This is a genomic window from Acinetobacter sp. TWP2-2-3, from assembly GCF_049896445.1.
In the GTDB taxonomy this organism is placed as follows: Bacteria; Pseudomonadota; Gammaproteobacteria; order Pseudomonadales; family Moraxellaceae; genus Acinetobacter.
Window position 1 is genome coordinate 565,547 of sequence record NZ_JAFCUI010000001.1, and the last position, 18,635, is coordinate 584,181.

Sequence of the window (18,635 nt, forward strand, 5' to 3'; positions counted from 1 at the left end):
TTCAAATCAGTAAACCTTGTACCACATGCCCGGCTTGGATTTCTGTTGCTGCCGGAATACGTACCAGACAATTGGCCTGCATCAGATTACTCAACATATGCGACTGCTGTTTCGCCAGGCTTTTGAGCTTTAAAGTACCCTGATCAAATTCTGCAGCCATTCTTAAAAAACGTTCACGTGCATCCGCTTTCAAATCATGTGTCATTACCGCACTAAGCCATGCAGGTGACTGCTTTTGCCCTTGTAAGGCATTCAGTAAAGTTGCCGTATAGATTTGCATCCCGACATACACAGCAGCCGGATTTCCCGGCAAACCCAAGAGATAACAGTAACCTTGATCATCTCGACGATACTTGGCAAATAACATCGGTTTTCCGGGCTTCTGCTTCACTTTCCAGAAAATCTGCTCAAAACCTTGCTCCAGGGCAACAGGACGAATGAAATCATAATCACCCACCGAAACCCCGCCTGTGGTCAATATGAAGTCGTATTGGTTTTTAAGACGATGTATTAACGTTTGCAGCTCATACTCATTATCTGAAACATGCAGAATATCTACGTTTTGACCCTGTGATTGAAACCAGGCCTGAATCAGTGGAGCATTGGCGTCAAAGATTTTTCCGGAATTCAGGTCTTCAATGCTGGAAGCGACTTCATCTCCAGTAATCACAACAGCAATTTTAGGATAACGATAGACTGAAACCTGCTTTACGCCTGCCATGCTCAAAGCTGCAATTGCACCTACATGCAGTTTTTGACCTGCATCTGCCAGACGCTGCCCTTGTGCGATTTCCTCGCCTGCATCACGTATATCCGTATGAGGCTTTAGGTCTGTTGTAATAATGATTTGATTGGCATGGCATTTGACAATTTCCTGACGGGCGACCGTTGTAGTTCCTGCTGGAATCCTGGCACCGGTAAAAATCCGGACCGCCTGACCTGGCCGCAGTTCAATTTCAGTACTTTGCCCTGCCCGAATCTCTCCAATGAGTTCAAAAGTGCTGTGAGCACTAACATTTTCTGCACTACAAAGCGCGTAGCCATCTACAGCACTTTGTGAAAACAGCGGCAATGGAATAGCCGAATCAATCGCTTTTGCCAGATAGCGATTCAGAGTCTGAACAAGCGGCAGGCTTTCAGTTGCCAAGACATTCGTCTGCTCAAGTATCATCTGTAGTGCCTGATCAACAGAAATCAGTCCCGGCTCAGCACCGCAGGCTGAATGCGATATTGCCTGATTCATTGATAGCCCCCCGCATGTGGGATATTTTTTTGCACATCAAACAAGTGCACCAAAGCCGGAAGTACCGCGATCAGAGATTCTTTCGCACCCTGACGACTTCCCGGTAGGGTCATCACCAGACTGTTCTCAATATAGCCAGCCACGCCACGACTTAATGCTGCATAAGGGGTACGTTTTTGCCCAAAACTACGTGAAGCTTCCATTAAACCGGGAATTTCCCGTTGCAGCAAAGGTTGTAGGGTTTCGACGGTCAGGTCTTTAGGACCTAAGCCAGTACCGCCCACAGTTAGAATCAGCGGATACTGATTTTTCTGCTGTTCAATCAGGGTCAAGAGCTGTTCTGGGCTATCGGGAATAACCTGATAACTAATAGAATCAAAATTGGCTTCTTTTAAAATTTCCATTACGTTTTGTCCGGCAGTGTCCGGCTTTTTGCCTGCTGCAACCGTATCGGACAGCACAATAACCGAAGCGGACAGACTCTCTTTAAGTACGCGGGTAAAATGTGATTTTCCGCCTTTTTTCTGCTGCAACCTGCATTGATCCAGCGACAAATCTTCCGGTTCACAATGCGGCTTCAGCATGTCATACAAGGTCAGACCTGCCAGACTGACCGCTGTCAAAGCTTCCATTTCCACACCAGTTGGTCCAATGGTTTCAACAGTAGCAATAATTTCGACATGTGCATCACACAGTTCATATTCCACATCGGCACGATAAATCGGTAATGGATGGCACAATGGAATCAGCTCATCGGTCCGTTTGGCACCCAGAATGCCGGCAATACGTGCTGTTTTCAGGGCATCCCCTTTTTCAGTATTGCCATTACGCAGCAACTCAATGCAATGTGGCGGTGCATGCAGGATTCCAGTGGCAATTGCTGTACGGTAACTTTCTGCTTTCATCCCTACATTTTTCATGATTCATCCCAGGCTAATTTTTAAAATCTGTTTTAAAGTGATTCATCTTATGCATCCTCATTGGACGCATTTAATTAGATGGTGATTGGCAAGCATGTTCTGCTACATGGTGATGGTGACAATGCGCTTCTTCTGCATGATGAGAGTGATTAGTTTCAGGTCCATGATCTTTTCGAATACAACAGCCTTCCACATACTGGCTGCTACCATCCAGATAAAACTCTTCTTTCCAGACCGGAACCTCATGCTTCACCCGTTCCACAGCTTCCTCACAGGCAGCGAAGGCCTCACGACGATGGGCCGCATAAGCCATAGCAATAATGGCTGTTTCCCCAACCTCCAGCTCACCAATACGGTGCACTACCCGCACATAAGACACCTGGTATTTGATCTGGATCTGCTGTTCAATTTCACGAATCATTTTTTCAGCCACAGGCGCATAGGCGGTATATTTCAGGGCACGCACAGCTTTCACCTGATGATGGTTACGTACTGTTCCGACAAAGATGCCGATTCCACCACATTCCGGAAAATGCTGAATACCATCAAAATCCTCCAGCTTAAAAGCAGTCTGCTGGATTCGGGCAAATTGTTTTAATGGTTTGAGTTGCATCTCAGCCTCCTGCTACCGGCGATAACAGCACCAGCGTACTGTCCCGATTTAAAACGTTCTGTCTGGAAATAATGTCTTCACCGATTGCACATGCACAACGTTCCAGCATGGTCTGTATATCAGGATAAATGGATAGCAACTGGTTCAGGACTTCAGAAACATGAATTTCAGACTCGCATTGCAAATTTAAATCTGCTGGAAGTTGTCGTTCAATCGCACCGAAGGCTTCTATTTTGATATGAATTAATTTTTGCTGAGTGAGAGACATATTTATCCTCCAATGCTGTGCATGCTGATTTTGCGGATCGGCTTTTGTATTGGTGTTTGCTGGATCGCATGGAAGCCGGCTTCCTTATGCCAGATATAAGCGTGGAGCTTGTGCTGAAATGTCTGTGTGGCGAAATGATCCAGCGCCAGTTGTTCGATATCTGCCTTAAGGTTCAGGCCTTGTCTGGCAAATAAACAGTTATAAAATTCACCTTGGGCATTGAGGCGCAGGCGGTCACAATCACCGCAAAATGAATGGGTAATGGTAGAAATAATCCCCAAAGGCTGCCCATTGACCAGATAGCCACGGGCTGGATTGGCGCCCTGTCCTTGAGATACCTGGACATCAAATTCAGTTTTCAGTTGATCCAGGATATCCTGCTCACTGATGACATCAGACGGATTCCATTTCTGATCGCCATCGAGGGGCATAAACTCAATAAAACGCAGTTCTATAGCCTGATGCTGTGCCCATTTCACCAAAGGAATAATCTGATTGTCATTGATGCCTTTGATGAGCACACTATTGATCTTGACGGTCAAACCTGCCTGCTGTGCGGCAGAAATACCTTGAAGTACAGGCTGTAACTGTTTTTGGGTCAGTTGCTGAAACTGCTTTGGATCAAGACTGTCTAGACTGATATTCAGATCGTCCAGTCCTGCCTGTTTAAGCGCTTGAGCATAATCTTTTAAATAATGGCCATTACTGGTCATGGAAATACGTTTCAGGCCAAAGGCTTTCAATGTCTGCAAGCGAGCAATAAAATGAACAATACCTTGACGCATCAACGGTTCGCCACCCGTCACCCGGATCTGCTCAATCCCGTGTCGCACCATAAACTCGCAAAAAGCATACAGGGCTTCAAAACTGAGCAAATCTTTTTTATTTATCCATTGCGGATGTTCAGGCATGCAATAGCTGCATTTGAAATTACAACGGTCAGTCACCGAGATCCGCAACTTACGTTTCTGGCGTCCAAACTGATCCTGAAAGATACTGCGAGGTGCTAAAGCTGTCATGCTGTTCATTGCTGCGGTCCATGATGAGATCTGCACGGTTATTTAACAGTCTTGATTTACTGCCCTATTTCTTCACAATGAATGAGCAATAAGTGTTCCAACTTTGCACAAATTTATTTTTAATGTAGGCTAATGGATAATATTTGTTCTTTTTTAGTCCGAAAGTTTGCTCGAAAAATAAAAAAGCAATATTTTGGTGAGCCAGAATATAATGATTCGGCTTTTAGCATTTTAAATGCTAGAGAAAATTAAGCTGTTGATGCTGCTGTAGCTCATCAAATGAATTAATGCTGTGAAAAAACAGGGCACGATTTTTAAAGCTTGCCCGCTGCATGTGCATGTCAGCAAAACAGAGTTTTAAACTGTGCTGATCATTTTCAAGATGTTGTAAAAGAGTGGGTAAGCTGCTGCGTTTCATCAGACAGAATGGAAACAATGCCTTTTCATTGATTTCAACTACCGCCACTTCACATAAGGGATGTCGTTGCAAGGCCTGATGTAAACGTGAAATGACCTTTTTGGGGATATAGGTCACATCACAAGGCACGAACAGCACATAATCAGATTCCACATGTGACCAGGCACTCTTCATGCCCATCAATGGTCCCTGAAAGCCGGGTTCATCGTCCTGATAAAAGTCGATCGAAGGAATCATCCGTTTATAAATGGAATGATCCCGATGGCTATTGACCCAGACTTTTCTTGCCCGGGACTTCAACTGCTGATGGATTTTAATCAGCTGGATTTCATCATCAAATTTGTGCAGCAATTTATTGATGCCATTCATGCGCCGCGCTAAACCGCCGGCCAGGATCACCACATCGGTTTCCGGATAAGACACCGTTTTAACTGCTTTTCTTTTCATTCTATGTACTCCGTCTGGCAGGCTTTAATCAGGCCTCTAATTTCTGGCAAACATGAACCGCAATTTCCTCCGGCTTTTAGACATGCAGTCACCTGTTTTTCATGCGTGATATTTTTATCTTTAATGGTTTGGATAATTCGGTTCTTGCCAACTTTAAAACAGCTACAGACCAATGGACCTTCACTATTTCCCATCGACATGGCCTGACCTGCCAGCAATGCTTTACGATGCAATGCACTCAGACGTTCACGTTTAAACAGGCCTGCCACCCAGTCACGATCTGGTAATAGTGCCGCCGGTGCGATATAAAAACTGGCAATTAACTGGCCATCCTGAAGCACCACAATATGACTGATGTGCGCCGTTTGATCTTCGAGATTCAGCCATTCAAAGCTTTCATCATTAAAGTTTAAGAGACTCTTGATCTGCCCGGTGATGTCAGAAAACCTGCGCCGGTCTGCCAGTTCATACCGGATGGCCTGAGTGGTTTGAGTTTTGCTCCACCACACCGTATTTTTAATCATGGTCTGGATTTTCTGCTCAAAGCCTTCCCGTACATACAGCACGCCCTGCCACTGGGTATAAAATGGCTGGATCATCACCGGAGTATGCTTAAATTCTGGCTCGCCGGAAATCGGGTCAACCACCGGATTCACCACTTTGCCAATCCGCGCATCGGATGCAAACTGGTCGTTCCAGTGAATCGGTGCAAAAATCTGGCCACGTCGTATATTTTGTGAAAATTGCACACGGAGTACACAACTTCCCCAAGCGGATTTCACCTCGACCAGCTCGGCATCTTTCAGGCCATACTTCAGTGCATCTTGCGGATGCAGCTCGCAATAAGGCTCGGCACGATGCTGGGACAAACTGGCAGATAATCCGGTACGGCTCATGGTGTGCCATTGATCGCGAATGCGTCCAGTATTCAGGATCAGAGGATATTCAGCAGAAATAGCATGTACCGGATCGGCTGCAACTGTTGGCACCAATCTGGCTTTGCCATCTGCATGGCTAAACTGGCCTTGACTAAATAGTTGATCAACCTGATAAACTTCTTGCTTATCCCAGACTGGCCACTGAATCGGTGTTAGATTCTGATATTCCGCAAAACCGAGATGAGTTAAACCTTGCAGGTTGAAATAGCGAAAATTCGGTGTATCTTCACGTTGCGAAAGCGAACTATTCTGATAGGCAGATAAACGGGCATGTTCCAGAAAAATGTCATGACTGTTGTTAAAGTCAAAACCGCGAAAACCTAAGACCTGAGCCACCCGGGAAATGGCCCACCAGTCTGCTTTAGCTTCACCCGGAGCCGGCAAAAAAGCCTTTTGCCGGGAAATACAGCGCTCCGAATTGGTGACTGTGCCATCTTTTTCGCCCCAACCCAGTGCCGGTAACAGTACATCGGCATATTGCGTGGTATCGGTGTTGAGACAAATATCGGAGACCACCACAAATTCACACTTCTCCAGAGCGCGTTTAACCTGATCTGCATCGGGCAAACTCACGATCGGATTGGTGGCCATAATCCAGATGGCTTTGATTTTCCCGCTTTCCACCGCTTGAAATAAATCGACTGCTTTTAATCCGGGCTGCCGCGCGATGACCGGGCTTTGCCAGAAATCCTGCACCAGTTGCTGATGTTGCGGATTATCCAAATCCAGATGACTGGCCAGCATATTGGCCAGCCCACCGACTTCCCGTCCGCCCATCGCATTCGGCTGTCCGGTCATGGAAAAAGGTGCTGAACCGGGTTTGCCTATTTTTCCTGTCAATAAATGACAGTTGATAATGCTGTTGGCCTTGTCTACTCCTTGAGAGGATTGGTTTACACCCATGGAAAACAGGCTCATGATTTTTTCGGTCTGGGCAAATTTCTCAAAAAATAAGGTTAATTTTTTAATAGCAATACCAGTACGCTTTGCCACGCTTTCAAGTGATGACTCTGTCAAACTGCTGGCAAGTGCCTGCTCCAGACCTTGAGTATGTTGGGTAACAAAATCCAGATCAGCATGGCCATGTTGCTGAAGATATTGCAACAAGCCATTAAACAGCGCGACATCCTGACCTGGTAAAATCGGCAAGTGTAAATCTGCCGCTTCACAGGTTGCAGTAAAGCGTGGATCAATCACTACCACAAATAAATCCCGCTCTTCTTTGGCTTGCATGATGCGCTGATAAAGCACCGGATGGCACCAGGCGGTATTGGATCCGACCAAGACCACCATTTCTGTCTGCTCAAAATCTGTATAGCTGGCCGGCACCAGATCTTCGCCGAAAGCCCGTTTATGTGCCGCCACAGCAGAAGACATACACAGTCTTGAATTGGTATCAATATTGGCAGTACCAAGATAGCCCTTTACAAACTTGTTCACCACATAATAGTCTTCAGTCAAAAGCTGGCCGGAGACATAAAAGGCGATGCTGTCACGTCCATACTGATCAATACATTGCTGAAATTTATTGGCAATACTTGAAATGGCATGATCCCAAGTGCTTATTTGCCGCTGCTCTTTTCGACCTGTTATCGGATGTAGAAGCCGGGTTTTTAAGCCAAGTGTATCGGCAAGATGACTGCCTTTAATACACAACTTGCCCAAGTTCGCAGGATGCTGAACATCGCCTTCCATCTGAACCTTTTCACCCATCGAGGTTTGGCTTACGTGCGCGATGACACCACAGCCTACTCCACAATAAGGACAGGTCGTCTGAGTAGTTTTTATTTGGGATTCAGTAGAGCTATGTAGTTCCATAACCGGAATACTATTCATTGCTGCTGTGCTCCTTAATCATCCAAATTCACTTGTTTCACCAAAACGCTGATATCTAGTTTTTACAGGTTTGATTTAAATATTTTCTATATCTCAAAAGTTTTAATCCTCCCCAACCCTCCTTTAGCAAAGGAGGGAGGTTCCCCTCTTTTTCAAAGAGGGTTTGGAGGAGGTTTATCCGATTACCCTGCCTTTTTTAATGCAAAATCCCGACCAAAAAGCAGTTTGCTGCGGATATTACTAATTGGTGTCTGGTCTGCAATCAGTTCTGCATACCAAGCCCCATCTTCGGTATCGCCAAATAGCACAGCACCAATGACCTTGTCCTGTTGAATGATGATCCGTTTATAAATCTGACGCTTCTCATCATTCAGCACGATATCTTCGAAATCATTAGTCGGTTCAAAATTACCTGCCGAGAATACGTCACATCCGCTGACCTTCAGTTGGGTCGGAACAGTCGGTGCCTTAAAGGTCAGTCGGCCATGTTCAGCCAGATGCGTCGCACAGATAAAGGCCTGTCCCCATAATGGCTCAACCAATCCAAAGGTTTGGCCACGATGCTCAATACATTCACCCACTGCATAAATACTCGGGTCATAGGTTTGCATGGTGTCATTCACCAGCACCCCACGATTGCAGCGCAGACCAGCCTGTTCAGCCAGGGTTTTATTTGGTCGAATCCCGACAGCAAAGACCACCAAATCGGCATCCAGCATTGTCCCGTCTTTTAGCCGCAGTTGAGTCACGTGACCATCCATACCGAGCAGCTCTTCGGTGTTGGCTTCGGTGATGATCCGGATACCTTTATCTTCAATTGATTTTTTCAGCATTTGACTGGCTTTCATATCCAGCTGACGATCCATAATACGATCCATCAGATGCAGCACAGTTACATTCATCCCCTGCTGCTTCAGTCCATAAGCTGCTTCTAGACCCAGCAACCCACCTCCAATCACGACGGCATTTTGCTTGGTTTTGCAGTAATCCAGCATGCGGTTAACATCCTGAATATCCCGGAAGCTAATCACGCCTTCAAGTTCAGCACCCGGAATAGGTGGCATGAAGGGTTTGGAACCAGTGGCGAGAATCAGACGATCATAAGCAACGACTTCGCCTTTTTGGGTGTGGACCTGTTTACGCGAACGGTTGATAGCGATGGCAGCATCCCCAGCAATGAATCGAATGCCTTTTTCAGCATACCAGTCGGCTGAATGCAGCATAATTTCGGCAAAGCTTTTCTCACCAGACAATACCGGTGACAACATGATCCGGTTGTAATTGCCCCATGGCTCTTCCCCAATCACGGTAATGTCATAACGATCTGGCGCCATATCCAGCAAGTCTTCCAGACAACGCATACCCGCCAGTCCATTCCCGATCAGTACCAGTTTTAAGCGCTCTGTGTTTTGACCATTACTGGAAATATAAGTTTTTTGTGGAGTCGGACTCACCAGAACTTTGCCATTTTCAATTCGGGTTGGAAATACCAGTAATTTCTGCTCTTGTTCTTCCAGACAACGACCGGTCACCAGACTGAAATGCTGCTTGTAAATTGGGGATGCGACTACACGCTCACCTTGCAGATCACCCAGAATGCCACGTGCCATGACATTGGCCAGACTAAACGGATCCTGATTGCTGAGTGCATAAACCCGCTGTTCCTGACCCACGCGAAAAATTGCAATCTGCTGATCTTCAATCAGGGCTGCCACACCGGTATTCGGAGTGATCTCATCCAGATTGCAGACTTCGTACCAGTTCAGTTCGTTCATGTCTTTTAAAATTGTCATTTTCATTCTCCCTGACTGTGGTATTTAGGCTTCAACCACTGGAATACGGTTTAAATCACGTTCAGCTTCTGTCTTTGGACGAATCTGGCCACGTACAGGCGCAAACTGAATATGCGGGTCATTCTGCTCGGCTACTTTGGCATTAATAAAAGTCTTAAAGCGTTTGCGCACTTCAGGATCTTCAATCGCAGTGCGCCATTCATCCTGATAAGTGCCAATCACATGCTGCATACGGCTTTCCAGTTCAGCGGCAATGCCCAGTGAATCATGCACAATGACATCTTTCAGATAGTCCAGCCCACCTTCCATATTGTCACGCCACACACTGGTGCGCTGCAGACGGTCTGCTGTCTGGATATAGAACATAAAGAAGCGGTCGATATATTTGATGAGTGTGGGAGTATCCAGATCCGAAGCGAGCAGTTCAGCATGGCGCGGTTTCATACCGCCATTTCCGCATACATACAAATTCCAGCCTTTTTCCGTGGCAATGACACCGACATCCTTGCTTTGTGCTTCTGCACATTCACGGGTGCATCCAGATACTGCCATTTTGGTTTTATGTGGTGAACGCAGACCTTTGTAACGGTTCTCCAGAAAAATCGCCAAGCCGACAGAATCATCGACCCCAAAACGGCACCAGGTACTGCCCACACAAGATTTCACCGTACGTAAGGATTTGCCGTAGGCATGTCCGGACTCGAAACCGGCATTAATCAGTTTTTCCCAGATTTCAGGCAGTTGGTGTACCTGCGCCCCAAACATGTCAATTCGTTGTCCGCCTGTGATTTTGGTATATAGACCATAAGCTTTGGCGATCTGACCGATGGTAATCAGGCCATCCGGAGTAATCTCGCCGCCTGCCACACGTGGCACAATCGAATAGGAACCATCTTTCTGGATATTGCCGAGGTAGTAGTCGTTACTATCCTGCAAACCGGCATGACTTGGTTTCAGAACAAAATCATTCCAGCAGGATGCCAGAATATTGGCTACAGTCGGTTTGCAGATATCACAGCCCATGCCGTGCCCATGTTGCTGAATCAGGTCAGAGAATGTCTTGATCTCATGCACACGAACCAGGTGATACAGTTCCTGACGTGAATAGGCAAAGTGTTCACACAGGTGATTGTTCACCGTGACACCCTGACGCTGTAATTCAGATTTGAGAACCTGCGTTACCAGTGGCGCACAGCCACCGCACGCTGTTGCAGCCTGCGTGCATTTTTTCAATGCACCCAATGAAGTTGCACCGCCATCAATGGCTGAACAGATATCAGCTTTAGAAACGTTATTACATGAACAGATGGTCGCACTGTCAGGCAATAAATCGATGCCACTGCCACCTGATTTGGAGGTTGACTGATCAAAGCCCGGCATGATCAGGCTTTCCGGTTGCTCCGGTACAGCCAGACCATTCAGCATCATTTGCAGGAGATCACTATATTCTTTGGCACAGCCCACCAGCACCGCGCCCAGCAGCCTGGTCTTATCTGCTGACACCACGATTTTTTTATAAACCTGCGCGGCTTCATCAGCATAGAAATAGCTCAAAGCACCTGGGGACATGGCATGTGCATCACCAATAGAAGCAACATCCACGCCCATCAGTTTGAGCTTGGTACTCATGTCCGCACCAGCGAATGCATGACTTTCTTGGCCTAGGACATGTTTTGCCGCGATCCGCGCCATGTCATAGCCTGGTGCAACCAGACCATAAATTTTATTGTCCCAAAGTGCACATTCACCAATGGCATAAATGTCCGGATGTGAGGTCTGGCAATAATCATTAATGATGATGCCGCCACGCTCACCAATCAGTAAACCACTTTGGCGCGCCAGTTCATCACGCGGACGAATGCCGGCCGAGAACAGGATGATATCGGTTTCAAGCACCGAACCATCTCCGAACTTCATTACATGCTGAGTGCTGTCACCATCTTCAATACTTGACGTGGCCTTTTGAGTATGTACCTTGACACCAAGGTCTTCAATTTTAGAGCGCAGTACCCGGCCGCCCAGATCATCAATCTGCACCGCCATCAGACGCGGAGCAAATTCTACGACATGGGTTTCCAGATTCAGATCTCGCAGGGCTTTCGCTGCTTCCAGCCCTAGCAAGCCGCCGCCAATCACTACGCCAGTTTTGGCATTCAGACTGGCTGCACGAATGGCATCCAGATCTTCAATGGTACGATAAACAAAGCAATTCTGACGGTCATTGCCCGGGATTGGTGGCACAAAGGCATAAGAACCGGTAGCGAGAATCAACTTGTCAAAACTCAGCACATCACCCTGGCTGGTGGTGACGGTTTTATGGAGCTGATCAATTTCAACCGCTTTAGTATTAAGTCGCAAATCAATGCCATAAGCATCGGCAAAATCACTACGACACAGACTCAGATCCTTGACCGACTTGCCGCTGAAATATTCGGTCAAATGTACCCGGTCATAAGCTAAATGTGGCTCTTCTGCCAAAATGGTCAGCTCAATGTCATCACCGGCCTGTTCCAGTACAGATTCGATGAATTTATGCCCCACCATGCCATGCCCAATCATGAGAATTTTCATATCTGCACTCCAACTATTGTTTTTTTAAAGATGATAAAAAGCCGCATATCACGTCTAGGCATTGATATGTCTGCTGATTGAATATGTTGTAAATACCGCAACCCAGCGCTTTGTAATGCTGGAGGAAGGGTTGAAACGCTTGTGCGTTTTGTATTGCTGAACAACTGACCATGTCATTTATCCTGTGCTGAACGAAATACCAATCACACTCCTTGAAAGTGCAATTACGATCAGAACGGACATCGTTGGCCGTTGTTAGTATTGAAAGTCATCTTTGACGATTTAATAAATGCAGAAATCGTGCCAACTTTTCCAATAAGAAAACGCCTTATTTCAGGCAGATGATCCACCTAAACGCTTCATTTTGATCAGCCATCAGCTGAAATCCCTAAAGCTATGCACTAAATTGAACAGAAAAATAGAATTTTATGCACCAATTTAATGGCATGTTTTTTGCTTTACTCCTGCTTGAATATTCCTTAGGCCTTACTTGAAAATATTCCATGTCCAAATTACGAATTGCTCTTATTGATGATGATCTGGAGCGCGCCCAATTCATCCAGGAATCCTTACTTTCACATGATTTTCAGGTGGTGGCCTGTTTAATCCTGAATGACCTGAATATGGTACATGTTAAGGGTATTCATGCAGATGTGATCCTGCTGAATATGGATCATCCGCATCGGGATATTATTGAAAGCTGTGTCAGCCAATATGAACTTCCGACCGTGCTGTTTACCCAGAACTCCAATAAAGACACCATCAAAAGTGCGATTGATGCCGGAATCACGGCTTATATTGTCGATGGTATTGATCCCACCAAACTAGAAAGCATTCTGGAAATTTCAATTGAACAGTTTCGCAAGCATAAAAAGCTGCTGAATGATTTAAAAGAAACCCAGGACAAACTGATTGACCGTAAAGATATCGATAAAGCCAAAGCGTTGCTCATCCAGCTGCATGCATTAACGGAAGAGCAAGCTTTTGCTTTATTGCGTAAAAATGCCATGAGTCACCGGATTACCATTGGTGAAATGGCCAGACGCTTACTGGATGCACAGAAGCTGTTATTGGGCCAATAAGGAAAAGCATATGTCCACATTAGAAAAAACTGAACTCAATATTGGCTATATTCCTTTACTTGATTGTGTTGCCATTCTCTGGGCCGAAAAACAGGGGTATTTTGCTGAGCAAGGATTAACCATCAATTTAATCCATGAAGCCTCCTGGTCTAGTTTGCGTGACCGTCTGGCCTATGGCTTTCTGGATGCTGCACATTGCTTGTCTGCCATGCTGCCCGCTGCCGCCCTGGGTACAGACCAGTTACAGGTGGCTTTGCAAACCCCTCTAGTACTGAGCGTGAATCAGGCTTTTATTAGCCTGCGCCAGGATTTGTGCTATGAACTCGGCATCCAGCCTGGGGATGATGAACAGAATACCTCAAAGAAACTGGTACAGGCTTTACAACAGAATCATTCCATCAATCTGGCCTATGTGTATAAATATTCGATTCACCATTACTGTTTAAAAGAATGGCTGGCGCTGACTGATCCACAACTGGCCAAGAATATCCAGCTGATGACCTCTCCACCGCCTTCCATGGTAAAAGGAATCGCGGAACAGGTATTCGATGGCTTTTGCGTGGGAGAACCCTGGAATATTCAGGCCAAACTTGAAGGCTATAGTTTTATCGTCGCGGCAAGCCAGAATGTCATTCCAAAAGTTGCCGATAAAGTCTTGGCCATGACCCAGGAATGGGCAGAACAGCATCCATTTACCGTAGAGGCAGTGGTCAAGGCAGTACAAAAAGCGCAGGATGATTTAAAGCAGCGCCCTGATCTTTCCGAAGTCTGGGATATGTTAGTCGATTATCAGATTATTCAGTTTGAATGTTCCGCCCAGCGGCATGTCTATGACTTTTACAAGATCAAGAATATTATCCGGAATTTTGTTGGGAAAAGTGCCCAACCGAAAGTCGATGATTTTATCTGGCTTCTGCAGCAGATGCAGAAATGGGAAGATATTGAAATGACCGTAGCCGAGAAAAAACAGATTGCAGAACAGTGCATCTATAGTTTGCAAAGCCAGCATGCAGACATTATTGGCTAAATGATGTTACTGAAAAAAGAGGCCTGATTTTTCAGGTCTTTTTCATTGAGTCTATTTTCCAGAAAATGATTAAAAAATCTCTGCATTCTGATCTAACTTCTTGAATATGATTAAGAGTTGTCTGCTAATTTTTGCTATAAAAATAAGTCCTTTTTAAAGTCATTTCAGGATTTGGGATGAAATGGCATCCATTTTGCTTAATCAGTATTACGTTTTATAAAAATTGTAATATTGAGGGGCAACACTATGAGTTACGTTGCGCGTGAACTCAGTCAAAGAAATAAGTTACTGTTTGGCTTGGGGTCGTTTTTAATACCAATTCTGATCTGGTGTGCAGTCAGTTATTTGCCATTTATCTGGCATCCACAAGTCCAAATTACGGATTCAGGTAGTGTTGCCTATTTACAGGTCGAGAGTCGTATTGATAAAAACCAGTTTTTTTCTGCTGCGCAGTCTGCAGTAGATCAGGGTCTGGCTCCGCCGCAAGGTATTCTGGTCAACCCAATTTATCTACCTGCACCACATGAAGTTGCGATTGCACTGATCACAGCTTTTACCACGGAGCCTACCCAAGCCAATGCACCCTGGTTTCATGAAAACCTGTGGCACAGTATCAAACTGGTCTTTACCGCGTTCTTTATTTCTTCCTTGGTTGGTATTCCACTCGGTATTTTATGCGGATTTTCAAATAAAATTTCCCAGCTGACCGAACCCTTTGTTGAGTTTTTCCGCTATTTACCTGCTCCCGCCTTTGGTGCACTGGCAGTGGCAATTCTCGGAATTAATGATGCACCCAAAATTGCCATTATTGTGATAGGAACCCTGTTCCAGCAAATCCTGATCATTGCCAATACCACACGTCTGGTGGATCGCAGCCTGATTGAAGCCGGTTTTACCTTGGGCACCAATAAACTGAAAAGCCTGTTGCATGTGGTGATTCCAGCGGCCCTGCCTGAAATTTACCGCAATCTGCGTGTGCTGCTGGGTTGGGCATGGACATACCTGATCGTAGCAGAATTGATCGGCAGCACCTCCGGAATTACCTGGTTCATTACCCAGCAAGCCCGCTATCAGAACTTTGATAATGTCTTTGCCGCGATCCTGATCATTGGGGTGATTGGTCTGCTGTGTGATGTGATTTTAATGAAACTGGGACAACGCTTATTTAAATGGAAACCGGGAGCTAACTGATGCAAAACACTGAATTTAATACCCGCGAATACTTTGACAAGATTTATAGCCGTCCGGTGATTCTGGAAGCGAAGCAACTGACACAAAAATTCAGTCATGGCAAAACTGAACGTACGGTTTTAAATGCTCTAGATTTGAAAATTCATAAGCGTGAGTTCATCTGTGTGATTGGGCCTTCCGGTTGCGGCAAGTCAACCTTTAGCCGTGTAGTGGCCGGTCTGGATCCTTATAGCAGTGGTGAGATTCTGGTGGATGGCCAGCCAATTACCGGCCCAAGTCCGGAGCGTGGCATGGTGTTTCAGGGCTATACCCTGTTTCCATGGAAAACCGTCAAGGAAAATGTCATGTTTGGTCCGCGCATGAAAGGCCAAAGTAGTGCAGCGGCAGAAGCACAGGCACGTGAATGGATCAATATCATTGGTCTGGAAAAGTATGAAAACCAGTATCCGCATGAGTTGTCTGGCGGGATGAAACAGCGTGTCGCGATTGCCCGAGCTTTGGTCAATGAACCGAAAATCCTGTTGATGGATGAACCCTTTGGGGCACTTGATCCACATACGCGGCAAAAAATGCAGCGTCACCTGATGGACCTATGGCAAAACATTGATATCACCATTATTTTTGTGACCCACGATATGGATGAAGCCATTTTACTGGCCGACCGTATTGTGGCGCTGAAAGCCAATCCGGGTGAAATCAAAGAAATTATCGAAGTTGATCTACCTCGTCCACGCCATCCAGACGTCATGCTTAGTCCTGAATTTAAACAGTTAAGACAACGTGTCGATTATCTGGTGCATGCTGAAGAAGATGAACTGGATCCGGCACTGGCAGAACTGCCGGTCATTCCGCGTATGACCAAGGTCAGCAGCAATAAATAATCTTATCCAAAATGCCTTTGGGACGACCCGAAGGTTTTAATCGCTGTGTTGGACGACCAACATTAGAGGTGATTATCATGCAAGCGCAATATGTACTCCCACTGGTTGATATTTCAAAATTACAAAGTCCGGATTTAGCCGATCGTATTGAAGTTGCTCATGCTCTGGATCATGCCTGTAAAGAAGTCGGATTTCTTTATCTGCAAGGTAGCCAGTTTAATTCTGATTACGCCAAAGCCCTGATTGAAATGGCCCAGTCCTATTTTTCTCAGGATCTGGACACCAAAATGCAGCACTATATTGGCAAATCAAAAAACCATAGTGGCTATGTGCCGATTGGCGAAGAACAGTTTGCCGGCAACAGTTATGATTTAAAAGAAGCCTATGATGTCAATTATGATTATCAGGGGGTAAGAAAAGACTGTCCTTTACTTGGGCCCACCTTATGGCCAGACCATCCGGATTTCAAGTCTATTGTCAGCCAATACTATAGTCATCTGCGTGAGATCAGCCGGCAGATTTTTTCTGCCTTTGCACTGGCGTTGGGCGTTCGTGAGGACTTTTTTGAAAGCAAAATTACTGATGCACCAAGTCAGCTACGCTTGATTCATTATCCCTATAATCCGGAAGTGCAAGATGCCGAAGGCATTGGCGCACATACCGATTACGAATGCTTTACCTTGCTGTTACCCACCGCACCCGGCTTACAGGTTTTGAATAAAGCCGGCGAATGGATCGACATTCCACTGATTGAAAATACACTGGTGATGAATATCGGTGACATGATGGAAATTCTGTCAAATGGTAAATATCTCGCCACCAAGCACCGCGTGAAAAAAGTCTCTGAAGAACGTTATTCATTCCCTCTGTTTTGCGCCTGCAATTATGACACCGTGATTGAACCGGTTATTCACACTGAAAACTCCAAATATTCTGCCCTGATCGGGGGCGAACATCTGTTTAATCAGACCGCCCAGACCTTTCAATATTTAAAACAGCGCGTTGCTAGCGGTGAACTGATCTTAAAAAATGCTGTACCACTTTCCTCTTTTGGACTTGAAGAACAGACGGAGACAGCATCATGAATCTGTTTGAAGTAATTAAAACTTTAAAGCCCACTACCCCTCAGCCAGAGATTATTCCGGGCTTTTTATATGGGGCATTTCGGCGTAAAAGCATCAGTTTTTATAATGGCCTAACTGATGAAAATACCATTGTGTACTGGTTTCAGTCGCACAGTTTTACCATTGATCTTCGTCTAAAAAGCCAGACGGGAACTGCTGTTCAGGAACGCCAAGGCTGGATTGGCAATACGTTTTGGGATAACGCTAGCCAACTCTTGTCCTGGGACGTGAAAGACTACGCCAATTACCAGAATCATGTGCAATGGCCGGAACCAGCCAGGTTGCATGCGATTGGCAACTGCATTCTGGAATTTTCTCCAAGTAATGTGTATGTCGAAGACTGGCGCCAGCAGGTACAGCACGGTTTATTTGTAGGGCTGCGGCTTCAGTCTGCGCTTGATGTTCAATCTGGTCAGGAACTGAAAATGGATGGTGGCCTGATTATTTGTGCTGATCATATTGCCTATGCTCTGACGCGTTTGCCTGAAGTGCAAAGTGCAGTAGCTCAAATGGACTTGAAAGCTGTCGATCCGACCGTGTTTGCCTTGGTGGAAAGTTTTGAGGTTTCTATCGGGACTGATGGTCAAGCTAAAACTTACAGCACCCGCAGCAGTGAGACAGGCAAACTCTTTAACCTGGAAAATTTTGAAGTTCTCAATGGAAGCAGTCTGGTTCAGCATGTCATTTTAGATGGTCGCGACATTGACCTGATTTTTGAGCTGGATATATACCAGCCAGATTACCAATTTCAATATACAACCCCCACGACTACACAAGCTGAAATCTGGCTGAAGTCAGAACAGGATCACCTGATGCAACATGCAGAACGGGTGTTATAGGGAGAAATATGTCTTTTTTATATCTTTCGATTGCCATTATTGCAGAAGTCATTGCGACTTCTGCATTGAAAGCTTCCAATGGTTTTAGCGTGCTCTGGCCTTCACTTGCCACCATTGCCGGTTATGCCGTTGCCCTGTTTTTCCTGTCACTGACCATGAAAACCATTCCGATGGGCATTGCCTATGCAATCTGGTCCGGTGCCGGCATTATCCTGATTTCAACGGTTGGTCTCTTGGTGTTTAAACAGGAACTGGATCTTCCCGCGCTGATCGGTCTGGCGTTTATGATCATTGGCATTATTTTTATCAATGTCTTTTCCAAAAGTACGCAGCTTTAATATTTTAATATTCATCTAACAATAAAAAATCCCCAATCTGGGGATTTTTTATGGGTCTAGATTATATTCCCGAATGAGGAGATATAC

16 protein-coding genes are annotated in these 18,635 nt (G+C 45.6%); 7 read left to right on the forward strand and 9 right to left on the reverse strand.

The window, feature by feature from the left end:
* Position 1: 1 nt before the first annotated feature.
* The 9 genes from ACP7AK_RS02760 to nirB all read right to left on the reverse strand — a co-directional run bounded on the left by ACP7AK_RS02760 (position 2) and on the right by nirB (position 12,066).
* Positions 2 to 1,243 (reverse strand): molybdopterin molybdotransferase MoeA, encoded by a 1,242-nt coding sequence (locus tag ACP7AK_RS02760; protein ID WP_310078425.1) that lies wholly within the window; start codon positions 1,241 to 1,243, stop codon positions 2 to 4.
* A complete protein-coding gene (gene moaCB, locus ACP7AK_RS02765; RefSeq protein ID WP_004646996.1) occupies positions 1,240 to 2,163 on the reverse strand; it encodes a bifunctional molybdenum cofactor biosynthesis protein MoaC/MoaB in 924 nt (307 codons plus the stop codon). Before moaCB ends, ACP7AK_RS02760 begins: the two co-directional genes overlap by 4 nt.
* 70 nt (positions 2,164 to 2,233) lie before the next feature.
* Positions 2,234 to 2,776, reverse strand: coding sequence for a molybdenum cofactor biosynthesis protein MoaE (locus tag ACP7AK_RS02770; RefSeq protein ID WP_425878454.1), 543 nt, complete (start codon positions 2,774 to 2,776; stop codon positions 2,234 to 2,236).
* Between the two features lies 1 nt (position 2,777).
* Complete coding sequence (locus tag ACP7AK_RS02775) at positions 2,778 to 3,044, reverse strand: MoaD/ThiS family protein (protein ID WP_114541240.1); 267 nt, start codon at positions 3,042 to 3,044, stop codon at positions 2,778 to 2,780.
* Positions 3,045 to 3,046: 2 nt separating this feature from the next.
* Positions 3,047 to 4,072, reverse strand: coding sequence for a GTP 3',8-cyclase MoaA (gene moaA / locus ACP7AK_RS02780; RefSeq protein ID WP_425878456.1), 1,026 nt, complete (start codon positions 4,070 to 4,072; stop codon positions 3,047 to 3,049).
* A gap of 229 nt (positions 4,073 to 4,301) precedes the next feature.
* On the reverse strand, positions 4,302 to 4,928 hold the full coding sequence (gene mobA, locus ACP7AK_RS02785) for a molybdenum cofactor guanylyltransferase (RefSeq protein ID WP_409653955.1): 627 nt from the start codon (positions 4,926 to 4,928) through the stop codon (positions 4,302 to 4,304).
* A complete protein-coding gene (locus ACP7AK_RS02790) occupies positions 4,925 to 7,702 on the reverse strand; it encodes a molybdopterin-dependent oxidoreductase (RefSeq protein ID WP_425878459.1) in 2,778 nt (925 codons plus the stop codon). The genes mobA and ACP7AK_RS02790 overlap by 4 nt, the downstream gene beginning before the upstream one ends.
* Before the next feature lie 182 nt (positions 7,703 to 7,884).
* On the reverse strand, positions 7,885 to 9,495 hold the full coding sequence (gene nirD, locus ACP7AK_RS02795) for a nitrite reductase small subunit NirD (RefSeq protein ID WP_425878461.1): 1,611 nt from the start codon (positions 9,493 to 9,495) through the stop codon (positions 7,885 to 7,887).
* Positions 9,496 to 9,519: 24 nt separating this feature from the next.
* Complete coding sequence (nirB, locus tag ACP7AK_RS02800; RefSeq protein WP_425878463.1) at positions 9,520 to 12,066, reverse strand: nitrite reductase large subunit NirB; 2,547 nt, start codon at positions 12,064 to 12,066, stop codon at positions 9,520 to 9,522.
* 503 nt (positions 12,067 to 12,569) lie between these two features.
* On the opposite strand from nirB, the gene ACP7AK_RS02805 reads away from it, so the two are divergent.
* The 7 genes from ACP7AK_RS02805 to ACP7AK_RS02835 all read left to right on the forward strand — a co-directional run bounded on the left by ACP7AK_RS02805 (position 12,570) and on the right by ACP7AK_RS02835 (position 18,548).
* Positions 12,570 to 13,148, forward strand: a complete 579-nt coding sequence (locus tag ACP7AK_RS02805; protein WP_004280362.1) for an ANTAR domain-containing response regulator — start codon at positions 12,570 to 12,572, stop codon at positions 13,146 to 13,148.
* Positions 13,149 to 13,158: 10 nt separating this feature from the next.
* Positions 13,159 to 14,175 carry a CmpA/NrtA family ABC transporter substrate-binding protein gene (locus ACP7AK_RS02810; RefSeq protein WP_247143727.1) on the forward strand — a complete coding sequence of 339 codons (1,017 nt, stop codon included), beginning with the start codon at positions 13,159 to 13,161 and terminating at the stop codon, positions 14,173 to 14,175.
* Positions 14,176 to 14,421: 246 nt separating this feature from the next.
* On the forward strand, positions 14,422 to 15,366 hold the full coding sequence (locus ACP7AK_RS02815) for an ABC transporter permease (protein ID WP_425878465.1): 945 nt from the start codon (positions 14,422 to 14,424) through the stop codon (positions 15,364 to 15,366).
* The gene (locus ACP7AK_RS02820; protein WP_004809406.1) at positions 15,366 to 16,247 is read left to right on the forward strand and encodes an ABC transporter ATP-binding protein; all 882 of its coding nucleotides are present in this window, start codon (positions 15,366 to 15,368) and stop codon (positions 16,245 to 16,247) included. Before ACP7AK_RS02815 ends, ACP7AK_RS02820 begins: the two co-directional genes overlap by 1 nt.
* A 77-nt stretch (positions 16,248 to 16,324) precedes the next feature.
* Positions 16,325 to 17,332 (forward strand): isopenicillin N synthase family dioxygenase, encoded by a 1,008-nt coding sequence (locus ACP7AK_RS02825; protein ID WP_425878468.1) that lies wholly within the window; start codon positions 16,325 to 16,327, stop codon positions 17,330 to 17,332.
* On the forward strand, positions 17,329 to 18,210 hold the full coding sequence (locus tag ACP7AK_RS02830) for a hypothetical protein (protein WP_425878470.1): 882 nt from the start codon (positions 17,329 to 17,331) through the stop codon (positions 18,208 to 18,210). The genes ACP7AK_RS02825 and ACP7AK_RS02830 overlap by 4 nt, the downstream gene beginning before the upstream one ends.
* Before the next feature lie 8 nt (positions 18,211 to 18,218).
* Positions 18,219 to 18,548 (forward strand): DMT family transporter, encoded by a 330-nt coding sequence (locus ACP7AK_RS02835; RefSeq protein ID WP_425878472.1) that lies wholly within the window; start codon positions 18,219 to 18,221, stop codon positions 18,546 to 18,548.
* Positions 18,549 to 18,635: the final 87 nt, after the last annotated feature.

Bases quoted from the DNA above. Each gene is read 5' to 3' on its own strand.
- ACP7AK_RS02830 (WP_425878470.1), top strand. From the start codon at position 17,329: ATGAATCTGTTTGAAGTAATTAAAACTTTAAAGCCCACTACCCCTCAG.
- ACP7AK_RS02820 (WP_004809406.1), top strand. From the start codon at position 15,366: ATGCAAAACACTGAATTTAATACCCGCGAATACTTTGACAAGATTTAT.
- nirD (WP_425878461.1), bottom strand. From the start codon at position 9,495: ATGACAATTTTAAAAGACATGAACGAACTGAACTGGTACGAAGTCTGC.
- ACP7AK_RS02815 (WP_425878465.1), top strand. From the start codon at position 14,422: ATGAGTTACGTTGCGCGTGAACTCAGTCAAAGAAATAAGTTACTGTTT.
- ACP7AK_RS02835 (WP_425878472.1), top strand. From the start codon at position 18,219: ATGTCTTTTTTATATCTTTCGATTGCCATTATTGCAGAAGTCATTGCG.
- ACP7AK_RS02760 (WP_310078425.1), bottom strand. From the start codon at position 1,243: ATGAATCAGGCAATATCGCATTCAGCCTGCGGTGCTGAGCCGGGACTG.
- ACP7AK_RS02790 (WP_425878459.1), bottom strand. From the start codon at position 7,702: ATGAATAGTATTCCGGTTATGGAACTACATAGCTCTACTGAATCCCAA.
- ACP7AK_RS02775 (WP_114541240.1), bottom strand. From the start codon at position 3,044: ATGTCTCTCACTCAGCAAAAATTAATTCATATCAAAATAGAAGCCTTC.
- ACP7AK_RS02805 (WP_004280362.1), top strand. From the start codon at position 12,570: ATGTCCAAATTACGAATTGCTCTTATTGATGATGATCTGGAGCGCGCC.
- nirB (WP_425878463.1), bottom strand. From the start codon at position 12,066: ATGAAAATTCTCATGATTGGGCATGGCATGGTGGGGCATAAATTCATC.
- moaCB (WP_004646996.1), bottom strand. From the start codon at position 2,163: ATGAAAAATGTAGGGATGAAAGCAGAAAGTTACCGTACAGCAATTGCC.
- moaA (WP_425878456.1), bottom strand. From the start codon at position 4,072: ATGAACAGCATGACAGCTTTAGCACCTCGCAGTATCTTTCAGGATCAG.
- ACP7AK_RS02770 (WP_425878454.1), bottom strand. From the start codon at position 2,776: ATGCAACTCAAACCATTAAAACAATTTGCCCGAATCCAGCAGACTGCT.
- ACP7AK_RS02810 (WP_247143727.1), top strand. From the start codon at position 13,159: ATGTCCACATTAGAAAAAACTGAACTCAATATTGGCTATATTCCTTTA.
- ACP7AK_RS02825 (WP_425878468.1), top strand. From the start codon at position 16,325: ATGCAAGCGCAATATGTACTCCCACTGGTTGATATTTCAAAATTACAA.
- mobA (WP_409653955.1), bottom strand. From the start codon at position 4,928: ATGAAAAGAAAAGCAGTTAAAACGGTGTCTTATCCGGAAACCGATGTG.